The following is a 22,541-nucleotide window of genomic DNA, read 5'->3' as shown; positions in this document are numbered from 1 at the left end:
TCACCACGCCGGCTTCGGGTAGACGAACTCGGCCTCGGCCTGGTCCTCGGGCAGGACGATCTTGATCTCGCCGTCCACCCACTGCTGGATCATGTGGGCGCTCTCCGGGCGACCCTTGTCGTCCCAGCTCAGCGGCCCGACGACGGTCTCGACCTCGTTCTCGTGCAGCCAGTCGATCAGCTTGGACTGGCAGTCGGGGTCGGGCTCGGCGCACTCGACCGCCTCGACCGCTGCCGCGACGACCTGACCGGTGGTCCAGGCGTTGGCCTCGTCCTCACCCGGCGCCTCGCCGTGCTTCTCCTCGTAGAACTTCACGAACTCCTGGTTCTCGGGGTAGTCCGCCTTGGTGGTGTAGCCGGTGGGCGCGATGATGCCCTGCGTCTTGTCGCCGATCGCCTCGGCGAACTCCGTCTCGGTCGGCGCGGTCGAGAACGCGGCCAGCTTCGGCTGGTAGTCGAGCTGCTGCAGCGCGACGATCAGGTTGACGCCGTCCTGGTACTGGCTGCCGCCCACGACCATGTCGGCCTTGGTGTCGGCGATCTTGGCCGCGATGCTGCTGAAGTCGGTGGTGTTGGGCGGGTAGACCTCGTCCGCGACGGTCTTGATGCCGCCCTCCTCCAGCGCGTCCTTGAGCCCGTAGGCGGTGCCCTGGGCGAACGGGTCGTCCATGGACGCGTACGCAGCGGTCTTGGGCCGCTCGCTCTCCGGCATCGCCAAGATGTGCTCGGCGAGGAGCTTGTAGTGATCGTCGGCGACGGCGGGGGCGGCGTAGAAGAGGTTCTCGAAGCCCTCCTCGAAGACCTCGGGCGCCGCGCCGGCAGGCTCGACGAAGAGGTAGCCGTAGTCCTGGGCGACCTGAGCGGCCGGGATCACCAGGCGGGTGGAGAACGGGCCGACGACCAGGTCGACCTGCTCCTGGTTGATCAGCTTCTCGTAGTCGGCGGCGACACGCTCGGCGCTGGACTGGTCGTCGAGCATCTCCAGGCGTACGTCACGGCCGAGCAGGCCGCCGTTGTCGTTGACGTATTCGGCCCAGGCCTCGTATCCGCGCTGGATGCCCTTGCCGGGCTCGCTGAAGTCGCCGGTCAGGGGCAGCGAGATGCCGATCACGATCTCGTCGTCGCCGCCTCCTTCCTCGGCTGCACCACAGGCGGCGAGGGTGGAGGCGAGAGTCACGGCCGCCGCGGCAGCCAGGGTTGCTCTGGACCGCTTGCTCGCGGTGGGGGTCTTCGTGAAGCGCATCTGCGGGTCTCCTCTACGAAAGCGCTTACGTAAGCGTTTACGATGACGTTACCGACTCTCGCTTAGTGTGGCAAGAGTCACATTCCTGACGACAAGGGGCATCGATGGTCCGAACCAACCGCTCCCCCCGCCTGATCGACGTCGCGCATGCGTCCGGCGTCTCGATCGCCACCGCGTCCCGCGCGCTCTCCGGAACCCCCGGTGTCAGCGACTCGGTGGCCGAGAAGGTCCGCCAGGCGGCACGCGAGCTCGGCTATGTCGCCAACCTCCACGCCCGCTCGCTCGCCAGCGGCTCGACCGCGACGATCGGTCTCGTCGTGCACGAGATCGGCGACCCCTACTTCTCCGAGATCGCCAGCGGCGTGCTCAGCCTCGCCGCCGAACACGGGCGCACCGTGCAGATCTGCCACACCGGCCGCGACCCCGAGGCCGAGGTGGAGCAGGTACGCAGCCTGGTGGCCAACCGCGTCGGCGCGATCCTGATCGCGGGGTCGGGCTTCGTGGACGCCTCGGTGGAGGCACCGATGCGGCTCGAGGTGCAGCGCTACGCGGAGGCGGGCGGTCGGGTAGCCGTCGTCGGCAAACACCACCTCGGGGTCGACAGCGTGCTGCCCGACAACCGCCCCGGCGGCCGTGCCGTCGCCGAGCACATCCTCGGCCTGGGCCACCGGCGCATCGTGGTCGTCTCGGGCACCCTGGAGCTGACGACCGTCGCAGACCGTCTCGACGGGGTGCGCGACGCGCTCGAGGCGGCGGGGCTCGACGCAGGTGACGTACCCGTCCTCGAGGGGCCGTTCACCCGCGAGGGCGGGCGCGAGTGCATCCGCCGGATGCTCGCCGACCACCCGCGTACGACCGCTGTCATCGCCCTCAACGACGACATGGCCATCGGGTGTCTCTCGCAGCTGCGCAGTGCCGGGGTCTCGGTGCCGGGCCAGGTCTCGGTCAGCGGGTTCGACGACGTCGCCGTCGCCCAGGACCTCTCCCCCGGACTCACCACCGTCCGGCTGCCGATGGCCGAGATGGGAGCCCGGGCGCTGACGCTGGCGTTGAAGGAGCCCGGCTCGCGCGCGCGGCGACAGCGGGTCCCTGCCGAGCTCGTGGTGCGCGACTCGACCGGGCCCGCCGTTCCGTAGCCCGGCGGTCTAGGGTTCTTGGAGTGAAGGATCTTCGGGTACCACCGGGCCCCGGGCTGCCCGAGGGTCTCGTCATCCCCGACACCGAGCTGGTCGAACGCTTCTCCCGCTCGCCCGGACCCGGCGGGCAGTCGGTCAACACCACCGACTCCCGCGTCGAGCTCTCCTGGGACCCGTCCGCCTCCGTCGCTCTCGACGAGCGCCAGCGCGCCCGCCTCCTCGCCCGCTCCCCGGGACCGCTCGTCGTCGTCTCCCACGAACAGCGCTCCCAGCACCGCAACCGCGTAGCCGCCCGCGAGCGCCTCGCCGACCGCATCCGCCAGCTCCTCGCACCCCCACCCCCGCCCCGCCGCCCCACCAAGCCCACCCGCGGTTCCAAGGAGCGCCGCCTCGACGCCAAGCGCCAGCGCGGCCAGACCAAACAGCTCCGCGGCCGAGTCCAAGACTGACCCCACCCTCCCCAGCCGAGCCGTCACCAACGCCGGCCGAGACGTCACCTACGTCGGGCGAAACGTCAGCTACATCGGGCGAAACGTCACCTACGTCGGGCGAGACGTCAGCTACGTCGGGCGAAACGTCACTTACGTCGGCCGAAACGTCACTTACGTCGGGCGAGACGTCAGCCCCGTCGGGCGAGACGTCAGCCCCGTCGGGCGAGACGTCAGCCCCGTCGGGCGAGACGTCACGTACGGCCCTCGAAGCGTCGCTCCGGTCGGCCGAGACGTCACCCAGAACATCTCGATTCGCCGAGTTGGCGCTTCGGCCGACCGGAGCGACTTCTCGACCAACTGGAGCGACGTGTCGGCCGACGTTGGTGACGCTTCGGCCGACCGCAGCGACGTCTCGGCCAACCGGGGCGACGTCTCGGCCAACCGGGGCGACGTCTCGGCAAGCGCAGGCGACGTCTCGAACGACGTACGTGACGTCTCGGCGTCAGGCGGGGTCGGTGGCGAGGCGGGCGTGGGTCTCGGTGTCGTAGCGGACGCCGTCGTAGAGCAGCTTCTGGCGTTCGCGGCCCTCGACGAGGAAGCCGGCGGCGGTGGCGACGTGGCACGATCCGGGGTTGTCGAGCCGGTGGCCGGTCTCGAGGCGGAAGAGGTCGAGCTCGTCGAAGCAGTACCTCGACAGGAGCTTCAGGCCGGTGCTGCCGACGCCCCTCCCGCGGTGCTTCTCGAGTGTCCAGTAGGAGATCCAGCCGATGCTGTGGACACGCAGCTGGGTGGTGACCCGCATCTGCCCGAGGATCTCGTCGCCGTCGACGACCGCGAAGGTGTAGCCCCGGTCGGCCACCGCATCCTCGGCCCAGCCGGCGATCAACCGCTCGGCGTCCGCGACGGTCGCGACATCCGCCGGCCGCTCGGTCTCCATGCCGACCCCGTCGTAGGCAGCGAGCAGGACCGCCGCGTCCGACTCCTCCCACTCACGAAGCCGAAACCCGTCGTTCCTCATGCAGCAGACGATAGCGCTGACGACCGTGCACGATCGGTGCACCTCCACCGCCTCCAGAGGTGCACCGATCGGTCACAGGGTCGACTGGATGCCGGAGAGGAGCTGGCGAGCCATGACGATGCGCTGGACCTGGTTGGTGCCCTCGTAGATCTGGGTGATCTTGGCGTCGCGCATCATCCGCTCGACCGGGTAGTCGCGGGTGAAGCCGTAGCCACCGAGCAGCTGGACGGCGTCGGTGGTCACCTGCATCGCGACGTCGGAAGCGAAGGCCTTGGCCGCGGCACCGAAGAAGGTCAGGTCCTTGTCGCCACGCTCGGAGCGGCCGGCGGCGGCGTAGGTGAGCTGGCGGGCGGCCTCGATCTTCATGCCCATGTCGGCGACCATGAACTCCACGCCCTGGAACTCGGCGATCGGCTTGCCGAACTGCTTGCGCTCCTTGATGTAGCCGAGCGCGTAGTCGAGCGCGCCCTGCGCGACACCGACGGCCTGGGCGGCGATGGTGATCCGGGTGTGGTCGAGGGTCTGCATCGCATAGGTGAACCCGAGACCCTCCTCGCCGATGAGCCGGTCGGCGGGGATGCGTACGTTGTCGAAGTAGACCTCGCGCGTCGGGCTGCCCTTGATGCCGAGCTTCTTCTCCGGGGCACCGAACGACACCCCGGGATCCGACTTCTCCACCACGAACGCGGAGATGCCCTTGGAGCGCTTCTCGGGGTCGGTCACCGCCAGCACCGTGTAGTACTCCGAGACGCCCGCGTTGGTGATCCAGCGCTTCACACCGTTGAGCACCCAGAAGTCGCCGTCGCGTACGGCGCGGGTCTTCTGGTTGGCGGCGTCCGAGCCCGCGTCGGGCTCGGAGAGGCAGTAGGAGAAGTTGCCCTCACCGGCGGCGAGCTTGCCCAGGTACTTCTTCTTCAGCTCCTCGGAGCCGCCGATCTGCACCGGCAGCGAGCCGAGCTTGTTCACGGCCGGGATGAGCGAGGCCGAGACGTCCGCGCGCGCGATCTCCTCGATGACCAGGACGGTCGCGAGCGCGTCGGCACCGACACCGCCGTACGCCTCCGGCACATGCGGAGCGAAGAACTCGGTCTCGACCAACGCGTCGTGCGCCTCCTGGGGATAGCGAGCCTCTTCGTCGACCGCGGCGGCGGCCGGAGCGATCTTGGCGTCGCAGATCTCGCGGATGGCCTTGCGGATCTCCTGGTGCTCCTCGGAGAGGGCGAACAACGGGTACTCGGCACTCATGTCCCGGAGTCTATGCCTTTTGCTACTGGCCAGTAAGTCGACGAGTCACGGAATCCGATGCGCCACGTTGTTGTTGGGCACTACATGACCGTTGCGTGGCTCGACCAGGACACCATCGACAAGCTCCTCGACGACTCCGAGACGTGGGCGGTTGTCGGCCTCTCGGGCGATCCGTGGCGTACGGCCTACTCGATCGCCCAGGAGCTCCAGCAGCACGGCAAGCGGATCATCCCGATCCACCCCGGTGCCGCCGCGGAGGGCAAGGAGGTGCTCGGCGAGAAGGTCTACGCGACCCTGGCTGACGCCGCCGCGGCCGTCGGGAAGATCGATGTCGTCGACGTCTTCCGTCGCTCCGAGGCCGCTGGCCAGTTCGCCGACGAGGCCGTGGCGATCGGCGCCGGGGGCGTCTGGTTCCAGATGGGCGTGGTCGACGAGTCGGCCTTCGAACGCACCACCGCGGCCGGAGTGCCGATGGTCATGGACACCTGCCCGAGCAAGATCTGGTTCCAGCGCGCCCGGGCCGGCGCCCTGAAGTAGGGCTACGACTCGAACGCCATCGTCCGCAGGTGCTCGTAGATCACCGAGGTCTCCACGTCCGCGATCTCGGCTCGTGAGGTGAGCCGGTCGATCACGAACGCGTAGAGCGCGTCGTTGTCGGGGACCGCCACATGGACGATGAAGTCCATCCGCCCGGAGGTGACGAAGACGCCGACCGTCTCCGGGAGCCCGCCGACCCAGTCGCGGAACGACTCGATGTTGGCGCGCGAGGGCGGCCGGATGCGGACGGCGACGAGCGCCTGCACGCCGCGGTCGACCTGACGGAGGTCGAGATCGAGGTACGCACCGCGGATGAGCCCACGCCGCTGCATCGCCCGCGCGCGGTCGTGCACGGTGGTCGCCGAGACGCCAACCTCGGCGGCGATGTCCCGAAGGCTCCGCCGTGCATCCATCGTCCAGGCGGCCAGAATCTGACGGTCGACTTCGTCCATGCACGCCAGATTAGTCGATCTGTCTGACAATGCACGGCCCGATTGCGATCTGCCCTGACATTCTCAAGACTTGGCTCCGGATCAGTTGTCGAATGACAGGAGTCAGAGTGATGAGCACAGGTGTCGAGACGGCGCGGATCGGGTTCGCGCCCGACGAGATCGACCAGTCGATGAGCACCCGCGAGGCGCCCTTCAAGTGGGTGGTCGTCGTCGACCAAGACCTTCCCGCCGGCCGCGCCGTGAACGCGGCCGTCTGCGTCGCCGGAGCGACCACGCAGCGTACGTCCGGACTCCTCGGGGAGGACGCGGTGGACGCCGACGAGTCGGCCCACCCGGGCCTGCCCTGGATCGGCTGCACGGTGCTGGGCGCTCCGGCCCAGCGGCTGACCGACCTGCGGCGACAGGCCGTCGCGCAGCCCGGCGTCGCCGTCGTCGACATGCCCACGCAGGCGCAGCACACGAGGGTGTACGACGACTACCTGTTCGCCGTCGGGAACAGTCGCGGCGCCGACCTGTCCTACTGCGCGATCAGCCTCTTCGGCCCCCGCCGGATCATCGACAAACTGGCCAAGGGGCTCTCGCTCCTACCCTGAGGGTCAGGAGGTGGCGTTGCGGACGACCTCGCCCTTGGCGGCGGCGAGCTCGGCCAGCGACTTCTCGTACGCCACCAGCTTCTGCTGCAGCTCGGGGTCGCTGACCCCGAGGATGCGGGCGGCGAGGATGCCGGCGTTCTTGGCGTTGCCGATGGCGACCGTGGCCACCGGGATGCCGCCGGGCATCTGCACGATCGACATCAGCGAGTCGAGGCCGTCGAGGTACTTCAGCGGCACCGGGACGCCGATGACCGGCAGCGGGGTGACGCTCGCGAGCATCCCGGGAAGCGCCGCGGCACCGCCGGCGCCGGCGATGATCACCGACAGCCCTCGACCGGCAGCCTCGCGGCCGTAGTCGAGCATCTCCTGGGGCATCCGGTGGGCCGACTTCACATCGGCCTCCCACTCGATCCCGAACTCGTCGAGGAGCTCGGCCGCGGCCTTCATCGTCGGCCAGTCGGAGTCGGACCCCATCACGATTCCCACGCGTGCACTCATGGGGACAGGCTAGGCGCGCCCGCCCCGGAGAGTCGGATCGGCCCGTATTTAACTTTCGCGCGACCGCCGACCTGCGACATCGTGACCCGATGCTGTCGGCCCTGAGATACCGCGCCGGCCAGGTCACGGTCATCGCGCTCCTGGCCGCCCTGGTCACGACGTGTGCGGCGTTCGCTCCCCTCTATGACCGAGCGATGCAGCAGGCAGCGGTCGCGGTGACCCTCGAGAACGCGTCGAGCGTGGAGCGCGACCTGCAGATATTCGGACCCGACGCCTCGTGGATCCTGGAGCGGACCGACCCCGAGGATCTGGTCGCCTACGTCCCCGACAGCGATCCCGTGTTCGAGGCCCCCGTGCTCGGTCGCAACGCGACCACGCTCGCGGAGTTCGCCGGGATCGCGAAGCCCGTCGAGGGCGACCTGTGGTGGCGCGCCGGCCAGTGCGAGCACGTCGAGATCACCGCCGGCGCCTGTCCCGAGGCGAGTCGCGAGGTCATGGTCACCGAGAACGAGGCGGAGGCGTACGACCTGGCGGTCGGGACGAGGGTCGAGTCCCTTGCGGCGGAGCCGCCGATGGACATCAACCTCGAACAGCCGGAGACGCCGAAGGTCCGCTACGAGATCGTCGGCATCTACCGCCCGGCCGACGACGACTGGTGGCAGGGCCTGCAGCTCGACGGGACCGTGGGCGTCGCCTCCTCCGAGGAGGCTCGCCACGACGCGTGGCTGACCGACGAGTCGACCTTCTCCGGAGAGACCCCGTTCCTGTTCCGCGAGCGTTCCTGGATCGGGTCGCGGCTGCGTACGAGCGCGGTGGGGGTCGACGAGATGGCGGCGATCGAGGCAGACCTGCGACGGCTCCAGGACCGCGTGGAGGAGGACCCCAGCCAGAGCGCGGATCCCGACCTGAACACGGCGGAGACGGTCTCGCTCGTCGTCTCGTCCCTGCCCGGGCTCGCCGAGCGGGTGGACGCGCAGATCGAGCAGAGCCGTACGACCGTCCCGCTCCTGCTGTGCCAGCTCGGGCTCCTCGGCGTCCTCGTGCTGTGGCTGATGCTGCTCGCCGCGACGGACCAGCGTCGGCCCGAGGTCGTGGTCGCCCGCCTGCGCGGACGCGGCACCGCGGGTGCGAGGTCGCTGCTGATCCGGGAGCTGCTCCCGCCGGTCCTCCTCGGGATCCCGCCAGGCGTCGGCGCCGCACTGCTCGGCAGCTGGCTGGCGCGGTCCTACGTGCTGCCGGGAGAACCACCGTTCGAGCTGCGTCGCGGTCTCGCCGTCGCGGTCGTCGTCGCGGTCGTGGTGCTCGTGCTGGTGACGTACGCCGCAGCGGTCCGCGTCGCCCGCGAACCGCTCGGCGCGCTCCTGCACCGGGTCACCGGCCGCCGCCCGGGATGGCGCCTGGGGGCGGGCGACGCGGTCGCCCTCGCGGCCTCCGGTGCCGGCGTGGTCGCCTTCCTCACCGGCAGCCTGGCCGGCCCGATCGCACTGGCGGCGCCTGCACTGCTCTCGGTGTTCGTCGGGCTCGTCCTCGCCCACCTGCTTCCTCCCGTCGCCGCCCGGCTGGGTGGAGCGCTCCTGCTCCGGGGGCGGCTGCGCATCGGCGTCTCGCTCGTGGAGGCCTCGCGGAGCATCGTCACGCGGCGTACGGTCGCGCTGGTCACCGTCGCCAGTGCCCTCGCCGTCTTCTCCGTCTGCGGGCTGGTCGTGGGCGACCGCAACCGGGCGCTCGCCGCCGAGCAGGTCGCCGGTGCACCTGTGGTCGCCGAGCTGCAGAGCGCCGCCGACACCGCTGCCCGGCTGAAGGCGGTCGAGCAGGTGCTGGCCGATGTCGATCCCGCAGCGGAGCGGGTGACCCCCGTCGTACGCATCGAGACGGCCAACGGGGCCGTCTCGACCCTCTCGGTCGATCCGGACGCCTTCCGTCGGATCGCGTTCTCCGACGGTGGCGTCGGACCGAGCCCTGAGGACTGGGCCGCCCTCGCGGACGGATCCGCCACCGGCCCGACCCCCGCGATCACCTCCGGTGAGGCCTCGCTGACGGAGAAGGACGACCTGCAGGTGCTCGGCCTCGACGGGATCCAGCAGGAGGCTGTCAAGGTCGCCGAGGCCGACCGCATCCCCGGCGACGGGCCCCTCGTGACCGTGGTCGACCTGGGCACGGCCCTGAAGCGGGCCGAGCCCGACTTCGACTCCGAGGTCTCGCTCTGGTTCGCCTCCGCCGACCAGGCGTTCCTCGACCAGATCACGACGGCGCTCGCCGACGAGGGGGTGATCGTGACCGGGGTCGGGACCCTGACCGAGGCGCGCAGCGACCTCGACGCCTCGGTGGCGACGTGGAGCCTCTGGCTCGGCGTCGTGGTCGGGCTGGCCGCGGTGCTCCTCGCGGTGGCCGCGCTGACGGTGCTCACCGTCACCGGCTGGCGCACCCGGGCCCGGGACCTGGCCGCGCTGAGGCTCGCCGGCGTCGACCGCCGGATCGTCGACCGACTTCCCGCCGGTGCCCAGCTGTTGCCGGTGCTCGTCGGCGTCGCGGCAGGTGCTGGGTGCGGCGTGTACGGCGCGGTGCTGACCTTGCCCGACATCCCGCTGTTCGCGGTGCCCCCGCTGGTGGACGCCACCGACCTGAGCATCCCGTGGCCAGCGGTCGCCGTGGCCGGACTCGGATGTCTGGTCGTGCTCGGGGTCGCGGCCGTGGTTCTCGGGCGCGCTGTCGCCGCCCGGGCGCGACTCGACCGGCTCCGGGAGACCACCTAGCCCGGAATTCGCTTTCACGCGCCATCGAACTAGGTAAAGGTGATCGGATGCTGTCGGCCCTGAGATACCGCGCCGGCCAGGTCGTGGTCATCGCGCTCCTGGCCGCGCTGGTCACGACGTGTGCGGCGTTCGCTCCCCTCTATGACCGAGCGATGCAGCAGGCGGCGGTCGCGGTGGCTCTCGAGGACGCGCCGAGCGCGCTGCGCGACCTGCAGATCTACGGTCCGGACGCCGAGTGGTCCCTGCGGCGCACCGCGCCGGACGACCTCGTCGGGCTCCTTCCCAGCACCGAGCATCTGTTCCAGAAGCCCGTGCTGGGGAGCACAGCGACCACGAGGCTGGACCTGGATCGGCTCGCCCCTGTCGAAGGGGAGCTGTGGTGGCGTGCCGGCCAGTGCGACCACGTCGACATCGCGGTCGGCTCCTGCCCGGCCGCCAGCCGACAGATCATGGTCACCGAGGCCGAGGCCGAGGAGTACGGGTTCACCGTGGGGACGGTCGTGAAGGCCAAGGCAGCCTCGCTGCTGGCCACCGTCGACAACGCGGACCCGGAGATCGTCCACTACGAGATCGTCGGCATCTACCGTGCCGCCGACCCCGACTGGTGGCAGGGACTACAGCTCGACGGGCGGGCAGGAGTCGCCGCCAGCGACCTCCCCCGGCACGATGCCTGGTTGACGGACCAGTCGACGTTCTCGACGCCCACACCCGTGTTGCCCCGGGAGCACGCGTGGGTCGGGTATCGGCTGCGTACCGATGAGGTCGGGGTCGACGAGCTCGCCGCTCTCAAGACCGACCTGGTCCAGCTCAGCGCCATGCTCGCGGAGGACTCGGCGGGCACGGTCGGCGGCTCCCCGGATGCCGGCGACCCGTCCTCCGGGATCGTCTCGTCGCTCCCGGCGCTCGCCGATCGGGTCGATGCGCAGATCCAGCAGAGCCGCACCACGGTCCCGTTGCTCCTGTGCCAGCTCGGGCTCCTCGGCGTGATCGTGCTCTGGCTGATGCTGCTCGCGGCCACCGACCAACGCCGCTCCGAGGTCGTGGTCGCCCGCCTGCGCGGCCGCGGCACCGCGGGCGCCAGGACGTTGCTGATGCGCGAGCTGCTTCCGGCCGTGCTGCTCGGCGTCGTGCCGGGTGTGGGGATCGCGCTGCTCGGCGCGTGGCCGGCGCGCGCCCTCGTCCTGCCGGGCGATCCACCGTTCGAGCTGCCTCGCGGTCTCGTCGCCGCCGTCCTCATCGCGGTGGCGATGCTGGTGCTGGTGACGTACGTCGCCGTGGTCCGGGTCGCTCGCGAACCGCTCGGCACCCTCCTGCACCGGGCCGGTGGCCGTCGCCCTGGTTGGCGCCTGGGCGTCGGCGACGCGATCGCGATCGCCGTCTCCGGTGCCGGCGTGGTCGCCTTCGCGACCGGCAGCCTCACCGGCGCCCTGGCTCTGGCAGCACCGGCCCTGCTCTCGGTGTTCGTCGGTCTGGTGCTCGCCCATCTACTTCCTCCGGTTGCTGCCCGGCTGGGTGGAACGCTCCTGTACCAAGGCCGGTTGCGGGCCGGAGTCTCGCTGCTGGACGCCTCGCGGAGCATCATGACGCGGCGCACCGTCGCGCTGGCCACCGTCGCCGGCTCGCTCGCGGTCTTCTCGGTCTGCGGGCTGGTGGTCGGCGACCGCAACCGGGAGCTCGCCGCTGAGCAGGCCATCGGGGCACCTGTGGTGGTCCAGGTGCAGAGCGCCTCCCTGACCGACAGTCGGCTGAAGGTTGTCGAGACGGTGCTGGCCGATCTGGATCCTGACGGGAAGCGGGTGACTCCGGTCGTACGCACCGCCTCACCCAGCGGACAGATCTCCACCCTCGCGGTCGACCCCGAGGCGTTCAGCCGGATCGCGCTCTTCGCCGACGGCGCGCCCAGCCAGAAGGCCTGGTCGGCTCTTTCTGGGTCCTCACGGGAGCCGGTCCCGACCATCACTGCCGGCAGCCCGGCCGAGGAAGAGGCCGGCGAGGTGACGGTCCTCGGGGTCGACGGAGTCCACCAGAAGGCCACCCGGGTCGCGGTGGCGGACCGGATCCCGGGCGACGGCCCCAACGTGACCGTGGTCGACCTCTCCACCGCCACGGCACTCGCCACGCCCGACTACGAGTCCAGCATCGCGCTCTGGTTCGCCGCCGAGGACCCGGCGTTCGTCGACACGGTCGTGGACACGCTCGCGAGCGAGGGTGTGTTCGCGGCTGACACCCGCACCCTGGCCGGCGTACGTCACAGCCTGGATGCCTCGATACCGTCGTGGAGCCTCTGGCTCGGAGTCGTGGTCGGATTCGCCGCAGTGCTCCTCGCGGTGGTCGCACTGACGGTGCTCACCGTCACCGGCTGGCGCGTCCTGGCCCTGGATCTGACGGCGCTGAGGCTGGCCGGGGTCGACCAGCGAACGGTCGCTGGCATTCCCACCTACGCCCGACTGCTTCCGGTGCTCGTCGGGGTCATCGCCGGCGCCGGATGCGGCGCGATCTGTGCCGCGCTCACCCTGCCGGACATCCCGCTGCTCGCAGTGCCACCGGACGTCGACGTCACCGATCTGAGCATCCCCTGGGCTGCGGTCGCAATGACCACCGCCGGGTGCCTGATCGTGCTCGGCGCGGCCGCGGCGCTCCTCGGCCACGCGGTGGCTGCCATGGTTCGATTCGACCGACTCCGGGAAGCAGCATGAACGGAATGTCCATCCGCACCCACGGACTGGTGCACATCTACCACGCGGAAGGCCATGACGTGGCCGCGCTCTCCGGTGTCGACCTCGATGTCCGCGCCGGCGAGCTGATGGGTCTGCTCGGGCCGTCGGGTGCGGGCAAGTCGACGCTGATGAGTCTGCTCGCGGGTCTGTTCCGGCCCAGCGCCGGCAAGATCTTCGTCGGCGAGCACGAGGTCTCGGCCGCCTCGACCAAGGAGCTCGACCGGCTCCAGGCGACCCGGGTGTCGCTGATCCTGCAGGGCGCCGCCCGCAACCTGCTGCCCTATGCCACGCCTGCGGCCAACGTACGTTTCGCGCAGCACACCGCACGCCGGGCCGGCCTCGACCTGCCGCCGCCGGAGGCCGTGCTCGACGAGCTCGGCATCCCGGCGGTGGCCGATCGCCCGCTCAACCGGCTCACCCCCGGTGAGCTGCAGCTGGTGGCGATGGCGGTCGCGCTCGGCACGCGTCCGGGGCTCGTGCTCGCCGACGAGCCGACCAGCCAGCTCGACCACGGCGCCCGCGACCTGGTCCTCGAGCGCCTGGCCGAGATCAACCGCACCCACGGGACCACGGTCGTGCTGGTCACCCACGACCCGCACGTCGCCGCCTTCCTCCCCCGGACCGTGACCATCCGCGACGGCCGGATCGGTGGTGAGGGCCGCAGCGGTGAGGAGTACGCCGTGGTGACGGCCGACGGGTTCCTGCCGCTGCCGGGCCACGTACGCGACGACCTGCCGCCGGGGACGCTGGTCCGGTTCCATCCGGTCGATGGGCACTACGAGCTGGTTCCGGAACGGGAAGGTGCCGAGGATGAGTGATCTGGTCGCGGAGCGGCTGAGCGTGGCGTACGACGACCTGGTCGCGCTGCGCCCGCTCGACCTGCGGGTGGCCCCGGGCACCGTGCTCGCCGTCACCGGCCCGTCGGGAGCCGGGAAGTCGTCCTTGCTGTGGGCGCTCGGCGGCGCGATCGCACCGGCCGAGGGCACCGTGAGCCTGGACGGGGCGCGGCTCGACGGGCGGGACGCGGCCGCGCGGCTCGGCGTCGCGCTGATCCCGCAGGGCAACGGGCTGGCCGGGTCGCTCAACGCCACCGAGAACGTCCTCGTTCCGCTGCTCGCGCTCGGCACCGCGGCCGGCGAGGCACGCACCCGGACCCGGGCGGCACTGGAGCTCGTCGGCCTGCAGGAGTCCGGCCGCCATCTCGTCGACGAGCTCTCCGGCGGCCAGCAGCAGCGCGTCGCGCTCGCTCGAGCCTTCGCGATGCGGGCCGCGGTGATCCTCGCCGACGAGTCCACCAGCGACCTCGACGCCGGCAACCGGGAGCGGATGATCGCCGCCCTCCGCGCCGAGGCGGCCCGCGGCGCGATCGTCGTCCTCGCCACCCACGACCCGGAGGCGGCGGCCGAGGCCGACGCGGAGCTGGCGCTCGACGAGGGAGTCGCATCATGGCCCCGACCTCTGGCTGTCATCTGATTGTCGGTCCTGCCCGCTAGGGTGCTGGCCACTCTCCCCCACGACCCCACGAAGGCAGATGGACCGACCTACGAGCACCGACGTCGTCGTCAGCGCGCCACCGAACCCGACCGCGGTCGAGCGGTTCACCGGGCTGACCAAGGCGGAGCGCAAGGCGCTGCCGTCCCGGGTGCGACAGGTCGCGTCCTGGTCCCGGCAGGCTGGCGCGGCGACGCACGCGCGGGCCGAGATCGAGCAGGAGGCGGCCGAGGCGGCCGACCACTACCGGGAGGGTGCGGCCGAGCTGAAGCGCGCGGCCCAGGTGGCCTGGCGCAGCATCGGGCTCGACCGGAACGACGGACCGCGGCTGGCCGCGATCGCGCGGCGGCACGCGCTCGACCCCGTCGAGGAGACCACCCAGGAGCTCGTCTCCACGTTGACCGACGCCGCGGAGGACGTGGCGCGAGCGAAGAGGGCGTCCGGCGCCCGGCGGCTGTTCGTCCGCGGGAACCGACGCGAGGACGCGGAGCTTGCGGGGCGGCGGATCCTCGATCTCCACCAGTGGGCGAGCGAGGTCCAGGCTCCGGCGCGACTCGACCGGCTGGCCGGGCTCCCGGCGCGGCGCCGGGTACGGATCCGCGAGGCGCTGCTGCCGAGCGTCGGCCTCCTCGACGCGCTCGCGGGACTGGGCTCGGAGGCGGTGCTGGCGCCGCGCAAGGGCGTCCTGGTGCTGCGCAACGAGGGCGAGACGCTCAACGAGGCCAGGCGCTCCGAGGAACCCGCTCGCCGTGCCGCGACCGACGCCGCGAACGCGGTCCGGAGCGCGGACACCGATACCGCGGTCAGGTCGCTGCCGGTCGACGACCTCGCCGACCTCGTACGCATCGAGCCCCTCCTCGACGCCGGGATCCGCACCGTCCACGAGGTCATCCATCCCACCTCTGACCTGCGAGAGCTTCCCGGCGTCGGGCCGGCCACCGCGATGCGGATGCAGGAGGCGGCGCAGGCGCTGTGGCAGCGCACCTACGACGAGATGCCGCTCGCCATCGACCACGAGCGCCGCACCCCGGCGGCCACCAGGCTGCTCGCGCGGCTGGCGGAGTGGGAGGCCGGAAGGCGTACGAAGGACGCGGGAGCGGAGCTCGCCCTGGTCCAGTCGCTGCGGCCGCTGACCCGGTCGCTCGACAGCGGCGCCAGGTTCCATCTGATCCTGGCCAACGCGGCCAGCCTCGACGACTTCCAGGGCGCGCTGCGGGCGATCGCCCACCGAGCCGAGATGGCGCGCCGGATCCGGCCGGGCAACCGGCCAGCCGATCCGTGGGACGACTTCGAGAAGCGGCCGGCCGACTACTACGCGATGCTCTCCGAGCTCGGCTTCCTCACCGAGGACGAGGACAAGATCCACGGCGACCTCTCGGCCGAGATCATCGAGGCGGTGCGGGCCCAGGAGCTGCGCACCAACAACCTGACCGCGTCGCTGCGCGGCTACCAGCACTTCGGCGTCCGCTTCGCGCTGGTGCAGATGAAGGTGATCATCGGCGACGAGATGGGGCTCGGCAAGACGCTCCAGTCGCTGGCCGTGCTCGCTCATCTGCACGCGATGGGCGCGTCCCACACGCTGGTCGTCTGTCCCGCTGCCGTGGTCACCAACTGGGTGCGCGAGACCGACTCGAAGACGACCCTGATCCCCCACCGGCTCCACGGGAACCGCCGCCTGAAGGCCGCCAAGATCTGGGTCGAGCAGGGCGGCGTCGCGGTGACCACCTACGAGACGCTCAACGCGATCCAGCCGTTCCTCGACCAGGTCGAGGTCGCCTGCGTCGTGGTCGACGAGGCGCACATGATCAAGTCGCCGCGCACCCAGCGCACCGAACGCGTACGCCGGGTCCTGGACGCCTCCGAGCGCGCCATCCTGCTCACCGGCACGCCGATGGAGAACCGCATCGACGAGTTCCGCAACCTGGTCTCCTATCTCCGCCCCGATCTGCTGCTCTCCGCAGACGAGTTCAACCCCCACCGGTTCCGCAAGCAGGTCGCCCCGGTCTACCTGCGCCGCAACCAGGAGGACGTGCTCACCGAGCTCCCCGACCTCGTCGAGGTCGAGGACTGGCTACCCCTGTCAGCCGCCGACGAGAGGGCGTACGCCGAGTGCGTCCGCGACGGCAACTTCATGGCCATGCGGCAGGCCGCGATGCTTCAGGGCATCTCGTCGGCGAAGGTCGAGCGGCTGGTCGAGATCGTCGGCGAGGCCGAGGAGAACGGCCGCCGCGTGATCGTGTTCTCCCACTTCAGGAAGGTCCTCGACGACCTGGTCACCCTGCTGCCGGGCGAGGTCTTCGGACCCTTGACCGGGTCGGTTCCCGCCGAGGAGCGCCAGCAGATGGTCGACGAGTTCTCCGCGGCCGGCCACGGTGCCGTGCTGGTCACCCAGATCGTCGCCGGCGGGGTCGGCCTCAACATCCAGTCGGCCTCGGTCGTGGTCATCTGCGAGCCCCAGCTCAAGCCCACCATCGAGTGGCAGGCCATCGCCCGCGCCCGCCGAATGGGCCAGCTCCAGTCCGTCCAGGTCCACCGCCTGCTCTCCGAGGTCGGCGTCGACCAGCGCATCCACGACATCCTCGCGGCCAAGGCCGAGCTCTTCGACGACTTCGCCCGGGTCAGCGCCACCGCCGCCAGCAGCCCCGAGGCGTACGAGACCTCTCACCCCGAGGACCCCTCCACCGCCCTGGCCGCCGAAGCCTCCGACGCCGAGATCGCCCGCGACGTCGTCGCCACCGAACGCCAGCGCCTAGGCCTCTGACCCCCGCCGAGGCGTCAGGTACGCCGGTCGAGGCGTCACCTAGGTCGGCCGAAGCGTCAGCCAGATCGGCCGAGGCGTCAGCCAGATCGGTCGAAGCGTCAGGTACGTCGCCTGAGGCGTCACGCCCGTCGGCCGAGACGGCAGTCCGTGCCAATTCGGCCGACCCGAGCGACCTCTCGACCGGCGGGCGTGACGCCTCGGCCACCGAACGCCAGCGCCTCGGCATCTGACCCTGCCGATGCGTCACCTAGGTCGGTCGAGACGTCAGCCAGGACGGCTGAAGCGTCACCTAGTTCGGCCGAGACGGCAGTCGGTGCCAATTCGGCCGACCCGAGCGACGCCTCGGCCGACGGGGGTGACGCCTCGACGGTCAGTCGGAGTCGTTGCCGAGGTCGCCCTGGAACCAGTCCGCGGCGTGGCGGGCGCGCTCGAGACAGTCGTCGAGGTCGTCGCCGTAGACGTTGACGTGGCCGACCTTGCGACCCGGGCGCATCTCCTTGCCGTAGAGGTGGACGCGGAGGTTGGGGTCACGGGCCATGGCGTGGGGGTAGCCGTCGTAGAGGCGGCCGACGTTGTCCCGGGTCGAGCCGAGGATGTTGACCATCACCGACCACTTCGCGCGGGGCGCGGGAGAGCCCAGGGGCAGGTCCATGACCGCACGCAGATGGTTCTCGAACTGAGAGGTGACGGCGCCGTCCTGGGTCCAGTGGCCGGTGTTGTGGGGGCGCATGGCGAGCTCGTTGACGAGCAGTCGGCCGTCGACGGTCTCGAACATCTCGACCGCCAGGATGCCGACGACGCCGAGCTCACCGGCGATGCGCAGCGCGATCTGCTCGCCCTCGACGGCGAGCTCGGGCGAGAGGTCGGGCGCCGGAGCGATGACCTCCTTGCAGACGCCGTTCTCCTGGTAGGTGTGCACGACCGGGTACGCAGCGGCCTGGCCGCTCGGCGAACGGGCGACGATCGCGGACAGCTCCCGGCGGAAGTCGACGAGCTCCTCGGCCAGAACCTGGACCCCCGCCTCCTCGGCGACACGGAGCGGCTCGGCGACATCGGCGACGTCGCGTACGACCCAGACACCCTTGCCGTCATAGCCTCCGCGGGTGGTCTTGAGGACGCACGGGAACCCGAACGCCTCGACCTCGGCGGTGGACGACACGATCGCGTTGCGCGGGCACGGGATGCCGAGCTCGGTCAGCCGGGCGCGCATGACACCCTTGTCCTGGGCGTGCACGAGCGCGTCGGGGCCGGGGCGGACCGCCACTCCGGCGGCCGCGAGCGCGTGCAGGTGCTCGGTCGGGACGTGCTCGTGGTCGAAGGTGACCACCTCGCAGCCGTCGGTGACCTTCTTCAACGTGTCCAGGTCACGGTAGTCGCCGACCATCTGGTCGGGGATGACCTGAGCGGCCGAGACACCCTCGCCCTCGGCGAGAAGCCGGAGCGGGAGGCCGAGCGCGATTGCGGGCTGAGCCATCATGCGGGCCAGCTGGCCGCCGCCGATGATCGCGAGTGTCGGTGCGAGGGTCACGACGACAGCGTAATGAGGCTGCCCCGCCGGGGCCGATTTCGCGGATCCCCCTCACGCAATCCGCGAAACCTGACCCCCGGCAGTTGGACGAAGGTCAGGCCTTCTCGAAGCGCAGGCCCTTGCCGCGCAGAGTGGTGATCAGATGGGGCTTCCGGGGGTCGTCGCCCAGCTTGCGACGCACCCATCCCAGGTGCACGTCGATGGTCTTCGACGATGTGTAGAAGGTCGCGTTCCACACGTCCCTCATCAACTCGTCGCGGGAGACGACGTTGCCAGCCCTCTTGATCAGGGCGTGGACCAGGTCGAACTCCTTGCGAGAGAGCGTCAGCTCCTCATCGTTCCGCCATGCTCGCCGTGTCTCCGGGTCGAGCTTGATCTCCTGTACCTCGATCATGAGACCGACATTAGGGAGGTAAAGAGCCCTTGGCAAAGGATTGCACGATATTGCCACTGACATCTTCATGCCAAGGTGCAACGAATTGGGCATGCCAAACGTGCGCCCCCGAACGGCGCACTCAACCATGCCCACGAAGGCATGGCCAGGTAAAGCAGTCGCCACCCTGCGTTGATCGACTGTTAATTACAACGGAATGTGAACAGATCTGCGAAGTCGCAGGTCAGCAGCACCATCGAAGGTCACGATTCAGACACGACGGACCGCGACGGGCTCCACGATCCCGAAACCTCGCACCGGTCGAGCGGCCAGTCGCCGGGTCTCGAACTCGTCCGCGGGCATCGTCCCTGCGGTCGCCTCGTCGACGATGATCCGGTTGCGGCGAGCGACGGCGGTCAGCCGCGCGGCCATGTTCACGGGCGGCCCGAAGACGTCTCCGAGACGCGAGACGACGTTGCCGGAGGCGAGCCCGACACGTACGTCCGGCATCCGCGGATCCCGGCCGATCACGTTGATGATCCCCTCGGCGGTGCCGTAGGCCTGGAGCGGGTCGTCGTTGACGAAGAGCACCGAGTCGCCCAGTGACTTGATGATCCGGCCGCCCCAGGTCGCCACCACGTCGGCACACCGCGACTCGAAGAGCTCGACCAGGTCGCCGATCTTCTCCTCGGTCAGCGTGTTCGACAACGCGGTGAAGGAGACGATGTCTGCGAACCCGACCGTCTGCCAGACCGTGCCCAGCTGCTCCTCGGGGCCAGCGACCGACGCCTCGGCCCGAGCGAGAGCAGCGCGCGTGTGCCGGCGCCAGGCGAAGATCATCATCTCCTCGAACGCGCTCTCGAACTGCTCGGAGACCGAGACGGTCGCCTTCAGCAGCTCGGCGGGCGTCCGGTCGTCCTCGTTCTGGGTCTCGACGTGGTGCAGCAGCGCGGAGACCTCGTAGTCGGACAGGCGCGCCATCGACTGCCCGATGCCGCGGGTCAGGTTGACGACCAGGTCGAAGCTGACCAGCCCGTTGCCGGAGATCTCGTTGGCCTTGGCCAGGGCCTGCACGTCGGCCTCGTCGAAGAACGCCTCGTTGTCCCCGATCTCCGGGAACCCGAGAGCACGCCACAGACGTTTCGCCTGGTCCAGGCTCACGCCGGCCTTCTCGGCGACCTCCGCCGAGGTCAGATTGACGGGCTGCTTCGATTTCGCCACGAACAGATCATGCCATTCGGTACGTCACGACTGCCCGCGGAGCCGGGCGTGGATGACGTCGCCCGCGCCGACCACCCGCGGCCCGGCGTCGGTCGCGATGACCAGCCGGCCGAAGTCGTCGATCTCGGTGGCCACGCCCTCCCAGACCTCCCCACCCGGAAGCTCGGCGCGTACCTGTTCACCGATGGTCACCGACAACTCCCGGTAGCGGCGGGCGAGATCGTCGGGATCCGACCCCCAGATCTCGTACGCGGCCCCCAGCTCCTCCAGCAGCGCGACGAGCATCTCGGTGCGGTCGACGGGCGCCCCGCTCTCCAGCTCCAACGAGGTGGCGGTCTCGACCGGCAGCTCCTCGCGCGTCAGCGAGGTGTTGAGCCCGAACCCGATCACGGCGGCCGCGCCCTCGGTCGTCTCGATCCGCTCGATCAGGATCCCGCAGACCTTGTGCCCCTCGATGAGGACGTCGTTGGGCCACTTCAGCCCGGCCGCGTACCCCTTCGTCCGCAGCACCGACGCGACCGCAACACCGGTCATCAGCGGCAGCCACGGCCACCGCTCGACCGGGATCGAGGGCGAGGGCCGCAGCAGCGCGGAGACCGTCAGCGCCGATCGCGCCGGGGTGGTCCATCCCCGGTCCAGGCGCCCGCGGCCTGCGGTCTGGTGCTCGGTGGTGATCACCAGGCCCGGCTCCTCGCCCGCGCGCGCACGTTCGGCCAGCACGGCATTGGTCGTGGGCGTCTCGTCGAGGATCTCGACGCGCCACCCGCCTGGCAGCGCATCGAGCCGGGAGCGGTCAAGTGACGGGCGTCTCATCGCGGAAGGTGGCACGGGATTAGATTGACTCCCAGACCGCACGAAGTCCAGAGGAGCCGACGTGAGCGCCGAACCGAGCAACGAGCCAGTCACCGACCTGCACACGACTGCCGGGAAGCTGGCCGAGCTGGAGCGTCGTCTTGACGAGGCTGTCCACGCTGGTTCGGCCAAGGCGGTGGAGAAGCAGCATGCCAAGGGCCGTCAGACCGCTCGGGAGCGGATCGAGATGCTGCTCGATGAGGGCTCTTTCCAGGAGGTCGATGAGCTGGCCCGGCACCGTTCGACCGCGTTCGGGCTGGAGAAGAACCGGCCCTTCGGGGATGGGGTGGTCACCGGCTACGGCACCATCGAGGGCCGCCAGGTCTGTGTCTTCTCCCAGGACTTCACCGTCTTCGGTGGCTCCCTGGGTGAGGTCTATGGCGAGAAGATCACCAAGATCATGGACCTCGCGATCAAGACCGGGTCCCCGCTGATCGGGATCAACGAGGGCGCCGGCGCCCGGATCCAAGAAGGCGTCGTGTCCCTGGGGCTGTATGGGGAGATCTTCAAACGCAACGTGCACGCCTCCGGGGTGATCCCGCAGATCAGCCTGATCATGGGCAACTGCGCCGGCGGCCACGTCTACTCCCCCGCGGTCACCGACTTCACCATCATGGTCGACAAGACCTCGGGCATGTTCATCACCGGCCCCGATGTGATCAAGACCGTCACCGGTGAGGACATCACCATGGAAGAGCTCGGCGGCGCCCTGGCCCACAACTCCAAGTCCGGGGTGGCCCACTACATGGGCGCCGATGAGGCCGACGCGATCGACTACGTCAAGGCCCTGCTGTCCTACCTCCCCTCCAACAACATGGAAGAACCCCCGGCGTTCGAGGCCCCGGATGGGCAGAGTGCGGACCTGGAGATCTCCGACCTCGACCGGGAGCTGGATGTCTTCATCCCCGATGGCGGGAACCAGCCCTACGACATGCACGAGGTCATCTCCCATGTTGTTGATGATGAGGAGTTCCTCGAGGTCCAGCCGCTGTGGGCCCCCAACATCTTGATCGGCTATGCCCGTATCGAGGGCCGCCCGGTCGGGATCGTGGCCAACCAGCCCATGCAGTACGCCGGCTGCCTCGACATCGACGCCAGCGAGAAGGCCGCCCGGTTCGTGCGGACCTGCGACGCGTTCAACGTCCCGGTGATCACCTTCGTCGACGTGCCCGGGTTCTTGCCCGGCACCGACCAAGAACACAACGGCATCATCCGCCGCGGCGCAAAACTGATCTACGCCTACGCCGAGGCCACCGTCCCGCTGGTCACCATCATCACCCGCAAGGCCTACGGCGGTGCCTACGACGTGATGGGCTCCAAACACCTCGGCGCCGACATCAACCTGGCCTGGCCCACCGCCCAGATCGCGGTCATGGGCGCCCAAGGCGCCGCCAACATCATCCACCGCCGCACCCTGGCCGACCTGGAAGCCTCCGGCGCCAGCACCGACGAGGTCGAAGCCAAACGCACCGAACTCATCGACGAGTACGAGACCACTCTGGCCAACCCCTACATCGCCGCCGAACGCGGCTACGTCGACGCGGTCATCCCGCCCCACGAGACCCGCGCCGAGGTCACCCGCGCCCTGCGCCTGCTGCGCACCAAGCGGGAGACCCTGCCCGCGAAGAAGCACGGGAACATCCCGCTCTGAGAGGGGCCCGAAGGGTCCCGCGAAGAGCGGATAGCGCCGAGT

19 protein-coding genes are annotated in these 22,541 nt (G+C 70.2%); 10 read left to right on the top strand and 9 right to left on the bottom strand.

The window, feature by feature from the left end; genetic code table 11:
- A complete protein-coding gene (locus ACIRON_RS28770) occupies window positions 1–1,242 on the bottom strand; it encodes an amino acid ABC transporter substrate-binding protein (protein ID WP_402998206.1) in 1,242 nt (413 codons plus the stop codon).
- Between the two features lie 104 nt (window positions 1,243–1,346).
- Here ACIRON_RS28770 and ACIRON_RS28765 point away from each other — a divergent pair, with 104 nt between their 5' ends.
- Together ACIRON_RS28765 and arfB are read left to right on the top strand one after the other, a co-directional pair.
- Window positions 1,347–2,378, top strand: a complete 1,032-nt coding sequence (locus ACIRON_RS28765) for a LacI family DNA-binding transcriptional regulator (RefSeq protein ID WP_402998202.1) — start codon at window positions 1,347–1,349, stop codon at window positions 2,376–2,378.
- Between the two features lie 23 nt (window positions 2,379–2,401).
- A complete protein-coding gene (gene arfB / locus ACIRON_RS28760; protein WP_402998199.1) occupies window positions 2,402–2,827 on the top strand; it encodes an alternative ribosome rescue aminoacyl-tRNA hydrolase ArfB in 426 nt (141 codons plus the stop codon).
- Window positions 2,828–3,311: 484 nt separating this feature from the next.
- On the opposite strand, the gene ACIRON_RS28755 is transcribed toward arfB, so the two are convergent.
- Together ACIRON_RS28755 and ACIRON_RS28750 are read right to left on the bottom strand one after the other, a co-directional pair.
- Complete coding sequence (locus tag ACIRON_RS28755) at window positions 3,312–3,827, bottom strand: GNAT family N-acetyltransferase (protein ID WP_402998196.1); 516 nt, start codon at window positions 3,825–3,827, stop codon at window positions 3,312–3,314.
- Between the two features lie 72 nt (window positions 3,828–3,899).
- Window positions 3,900–5,072, bottom strand: a complete 1,173-nt coding sequence (locus ACIRON_RS28750; protein WP_402998193.1) for an acyl-CoA dehydrogenase family protein — start codon at window positions 5,070–5,072, stop codon at window positions 3,900–3,902.
- A gap of 84 nt (window positions 5,073–5,156) precedes the next feature.
- Here ACIRON_RS28750 and ACIRON_RS28745 point away from each other — a divergent pair, with 84 nt between their 5' ends.
- Complete coding sequence (locus ACIRON_RS28745; protein ID WP_402998191.1) at window positions 5,157–5,609, top strand: CoA-binding protein; 453 nt, start codon at window positions 5,157–5,159, stop codon at window positions 5,607–5,609.
- A 2-nt stretch (window positions 5,610–5,611) separates the two neighbouring features.
- Here the strand turns inward: ACIRON_RS28745 and ACIRON_RS28740 are convergent, their stop codons facing one another.
- Window positions 5,612–6,061, bottom strand: a complete 450-nt coding sequence (locus ACIRON_RS28740; protein ID WP_402998188.1) for an Lrp/AsnC family transcriptional regulator — start codon at window positions 6,059–6,061, stop codon at window positions 5,612–5,614.
- 110 nt (window positions 6,062–6,171) lie between these two features.
- Here ACIRON_RS28740 and ACIRON_RS28735 point away from each other — a divergent pair, with 110 nt between their 5' ends.
- On the top strand, window positions 6,172–6,654 hold the full coding sequence (locus tag ACIRON_RS28735; protein WP_402998186.1) for a DUF2000 domain-containing protein: 483 nt from the start codon (window positions 6,172–6,174) through the stop codon (window positions 6,652–6,654).
- Window positions 6,655–6,657: 3 nt separating this feature from the next.
- On the opposite strand, the gene purE is transcribed toward ACIRON_RS28735, so the two are convergent.
- Complete coding sequence (gene purE, locus ACIRON_RS28730) at window positions 6,658–7,152, bottom strand: 5-(carboxyamino)imidazole ribonucleotide mutase (RefSeq protein WP_091050777.1); 495 nt, start codon at window positions 7,150–7,152, stop codon at window positions 6,658–6,660.
- 89 nt (window positions 7,153–7,241) lie between these two features.
- Here purE and ACIRON_RS28725 point away from each other — a divergent pair, with 89 nt between their 5' ends.
- The 5 genes from ACIRON_RS28725 to ACIRON_RS28705 are packed head-to-tail and all read left to right on the top strand — an operon-like array spanning window position 7,242 to window position 16,874.
- Window positions 7,242–9,905 carry an FtsX-like permease family protein gene (locus ACIRON_RS28725; protein WP_402998184.1) on the top strand — a complete coding sequence of 888 codons (2,664 nt, stop codon included), beginning with the start codon at window positions 7,242–7,244 and terminating at the stop codon, window positions 9,903–9,905.
- 47 nt (window positions 9,906–9,952) lie between these two features.
- On the top strand, window positions 9,953–12,601 hold the full coding sequence (locus ACIRON_RS28720) for an FtsX-like permease family protein (protein ID WP_402998181.1): 2,649 nt from the start codon (window positions 9,953–9,955) through the stop codon (window positions 12,599–12,601).
- A 5-nt stretch (window positions 12,602–12,606) separates the two neighbouring features.
- A complete protein-coding gene (locus ACIRON_RS28715; RefSeq protein WP_402998178.1) occupies window positions 12,607–13,440 on the top strand; it encodes an ABC transporter ATP-binding protein in 834 nt (277 codons plus the stop codon).
- On the top strand, window positions 13,433–14,095 hold the full coding sequence (locus ACIRON_RS28710) for an ATP-binding cassette domain-containing protein (RefSeq protein ID WP_402998176.1): 663 nt from the start codon (window positions 13,433–13,435) through the stop codon (window positions 14,093–14,095). Before ACIRON_RS28715 ends, ACIRON_RS28710 begins: the two co-directional genes overlap by 8 nt.
- A gap of 58 nt (window positions 14,096–14,153) precedes the next feature.
- On the top strand, window positions 14,154–16,874 hold the full coding sequence (locus ACIRON_RS28705; protein ID WP_402998174.1) for a DEAD/DEAH box helicase: 2,721 nt from the start codon (window positions 14,154–14,156) through the stop codon (window positions 16,872–16,874).
- A gap of 370 nt (window positions 16,875–17,244) precedes the next feature.
- Here ACIRON_RS28705 and ACIRON_RS28700 read toward each other — a convergent pair whose 3' ends face one another.
- From ACIRON_RS28700 to ACIRON_RS28685, 4 genes are all read right to left on the bottom strand, one after another.
- Entirely contained in the window at window positions 17,245–18,402 is a 1,158-nt protein-coding gene (locus ACIRON_RS28700; protein WP_402998172.1) for a 5-(carboxyamino)imidazole ribonucleotide synthase, read from the bottom strand.
- A gap of 94 nt (window positions 18,403–18,496) precedes the next feature.
- The gene (locus ACIRON_RS28695) at window positions 18,497–18,796 is read right to left on the bottom strand and encodes a winged helix-turn-helix domain-containing protein (protein ID WP_229788189.1); all 300 of its coding nucleotides are present in this window, start codon (window positions 18,794–18,796) and stop codon (window positions 18,497–18,499) included.
- 249 nt (window positions 18,797–19,045) lie between these two features.
- Window positions 19,046–19,996 carry an adenylate/guanylate cyclase domain-containing protein gene (locus tag ACIRON_RS28690; protein ID WP_402998169.1) on the bottom strand — a complete coding sequence of 317 codons (951 nt, stop codon included), beginning with the start codon at window positions 19,994–19,996 and terminating at the stop codon, window positions 19,046–19,048.
- A 24-nt stretch (window positions 19,997–20,020) separates the two neighbouring features.
- Window positions 20,021–20,809 (bottom strand): biotin--[acetyl-CoA-carboxylase] ligase, encoded by a 789-nt coding sequence (locus tag ACIRON_RS28685; RefSeq protein ID WP_402998166.1) that lies wholly within the window; start codon window positions 20,807–20,809, stop codon window positions 20,021–20,023.
- A gap of 61 nt (window positions 20,810–20,870) precedes the next feature.
- Here ACIRON_RS28685 and ACIRON_RS28680 point away from each other — a divergent pair, with 61 nt between their 5' ends.
- The gene (locus ACIRON_RS28680) at window positions 20,871–22,499 is read left to right on the top strand and encodes an acyl-CoA carboxylase subunit beta (RefSeq protein ID WP_402998163.1); all 1,629 of its coding nucleotides are present in this window, start codon (window positions 20,871–20,873) and stop codon (window positions 22,497–22,499) included.
- Window positions 22,500–22,541: the final 42 nt, after the last annotated feature.

This window comes from Nocardioides sp. NPDC101246 (genome assembly GCF_044767415.1).
In the GTDB taxonomy this organism is placed as follows: Bacteria; Actinomycetota; Actinomycetes; order Propionibacteriales; family Nocardioidaceae; genus Nocardioides.
This window is presented reverse-complemented; position numbering and strand designations above follow the sequence as displayed.

Coding starts and splice junctions, on each gene's coding strand:
- ACIRON_RS28770 (WP_402998206.1), bottom strand. CDS start 1,242: ATGCGCTTCACGAAGACCCCCACCGCGAGCAAGCGGTCCAGAGCAACC.
- ACIRON_RS28765 (WP_402998202.1), top strand. CDS start 1,347: ATGGTCCGAACCAACCGCTCCCCCCGCCTGATCGACGTCGCGCATGCG.
- ACIRON_RS28755 (WP_402998196.1), bottom strand. CDS start 3,827: ATGAGGAACGACGGGTTTCGGCTTCGTGAGTGGGAGGAGTCGGACGCG.
- ACIRON_RS28750 (WP_402998193.1), bottom strand. CDS start 5,072: ATGAGTGCCGAGTACCCGTTGTTCGCCCTCTCCGAGGAGCACCAGGAG.
- ACIRON_RS28745 (WP_402998191.1), top strand. CDS start 5,157: ATGACCGTTGCGTGGCTCGACCAGGACACCATCGACAAGCTCCTCGAC.
- ACIRON_RS28740 (WP_402998188.1), bottom strand. CDS start 6,061: ATGGACGAAGTCGACCGTCAGATTCTGGCCGCCTGGACGATGGATGCA.
- ACIRON_RS28735 (WP_402998186.1), top strand. CDS start 6,172: ATGAGCACAGGTGTCGAGACGGCGCGGATCGGGTTCGCGCCCGACGAG.
- purE (WP_091050777.1), bottom strand. CDS start 7,152: ATGAGTGCACGCGTGGGAATCGTGATGGGGTCCGACTCCGACTGGCCG.
- ACIRON_RS28725 (WP_402998184.1), top strand. CDS start 7,242: ATGCTGTCGGCCCTGAGATACCGCGCCGGCCAGGTCACGGTCATCGCG.
- ACIRON_RS28720 (WP_402998181.1), top strand. CDS start 9,953: ATGCTGTCGGCCCTGAGATACCGCGCCGGCCAGGTCGTGGTCATCGCG.
- ACIRON_RS28715 (WP_402998178.1), top strand. CDS start 12,607: ATGTCCATCCGCACCCACGGACTGGTGCACATCTACCACGCGGAAGGC.
- ACIRON_RS28710 (WP_402998176.1), top strand. CDS start 13,433: ATGAGTGATCTGGTCGCGGAGCGGCTGAGCGTGGCGTACGACGACCTG.
- ACIRON_RS28705 (WP_402998174.1), top strand. CDS start 14,154: ATGGACCGACCTACGAGCACCGACGTCGTCGTCAGCGCGCCACCGAAC.
- ACIRON_RS28695 (WP_229788189.1), bottom strand. CDS start 18,796: ATGATCGAGGTACAGGAGATCAAGCTCGACCCGGAGACACGGCGAGCA.
- ACIRON_RS28685 (WP_402998166.1), bottom strand. CDS start 20,809: ATGAGACGCCCGTCACTTGACCGCTCCCGGCTCGATGCGCTGCCAGGC.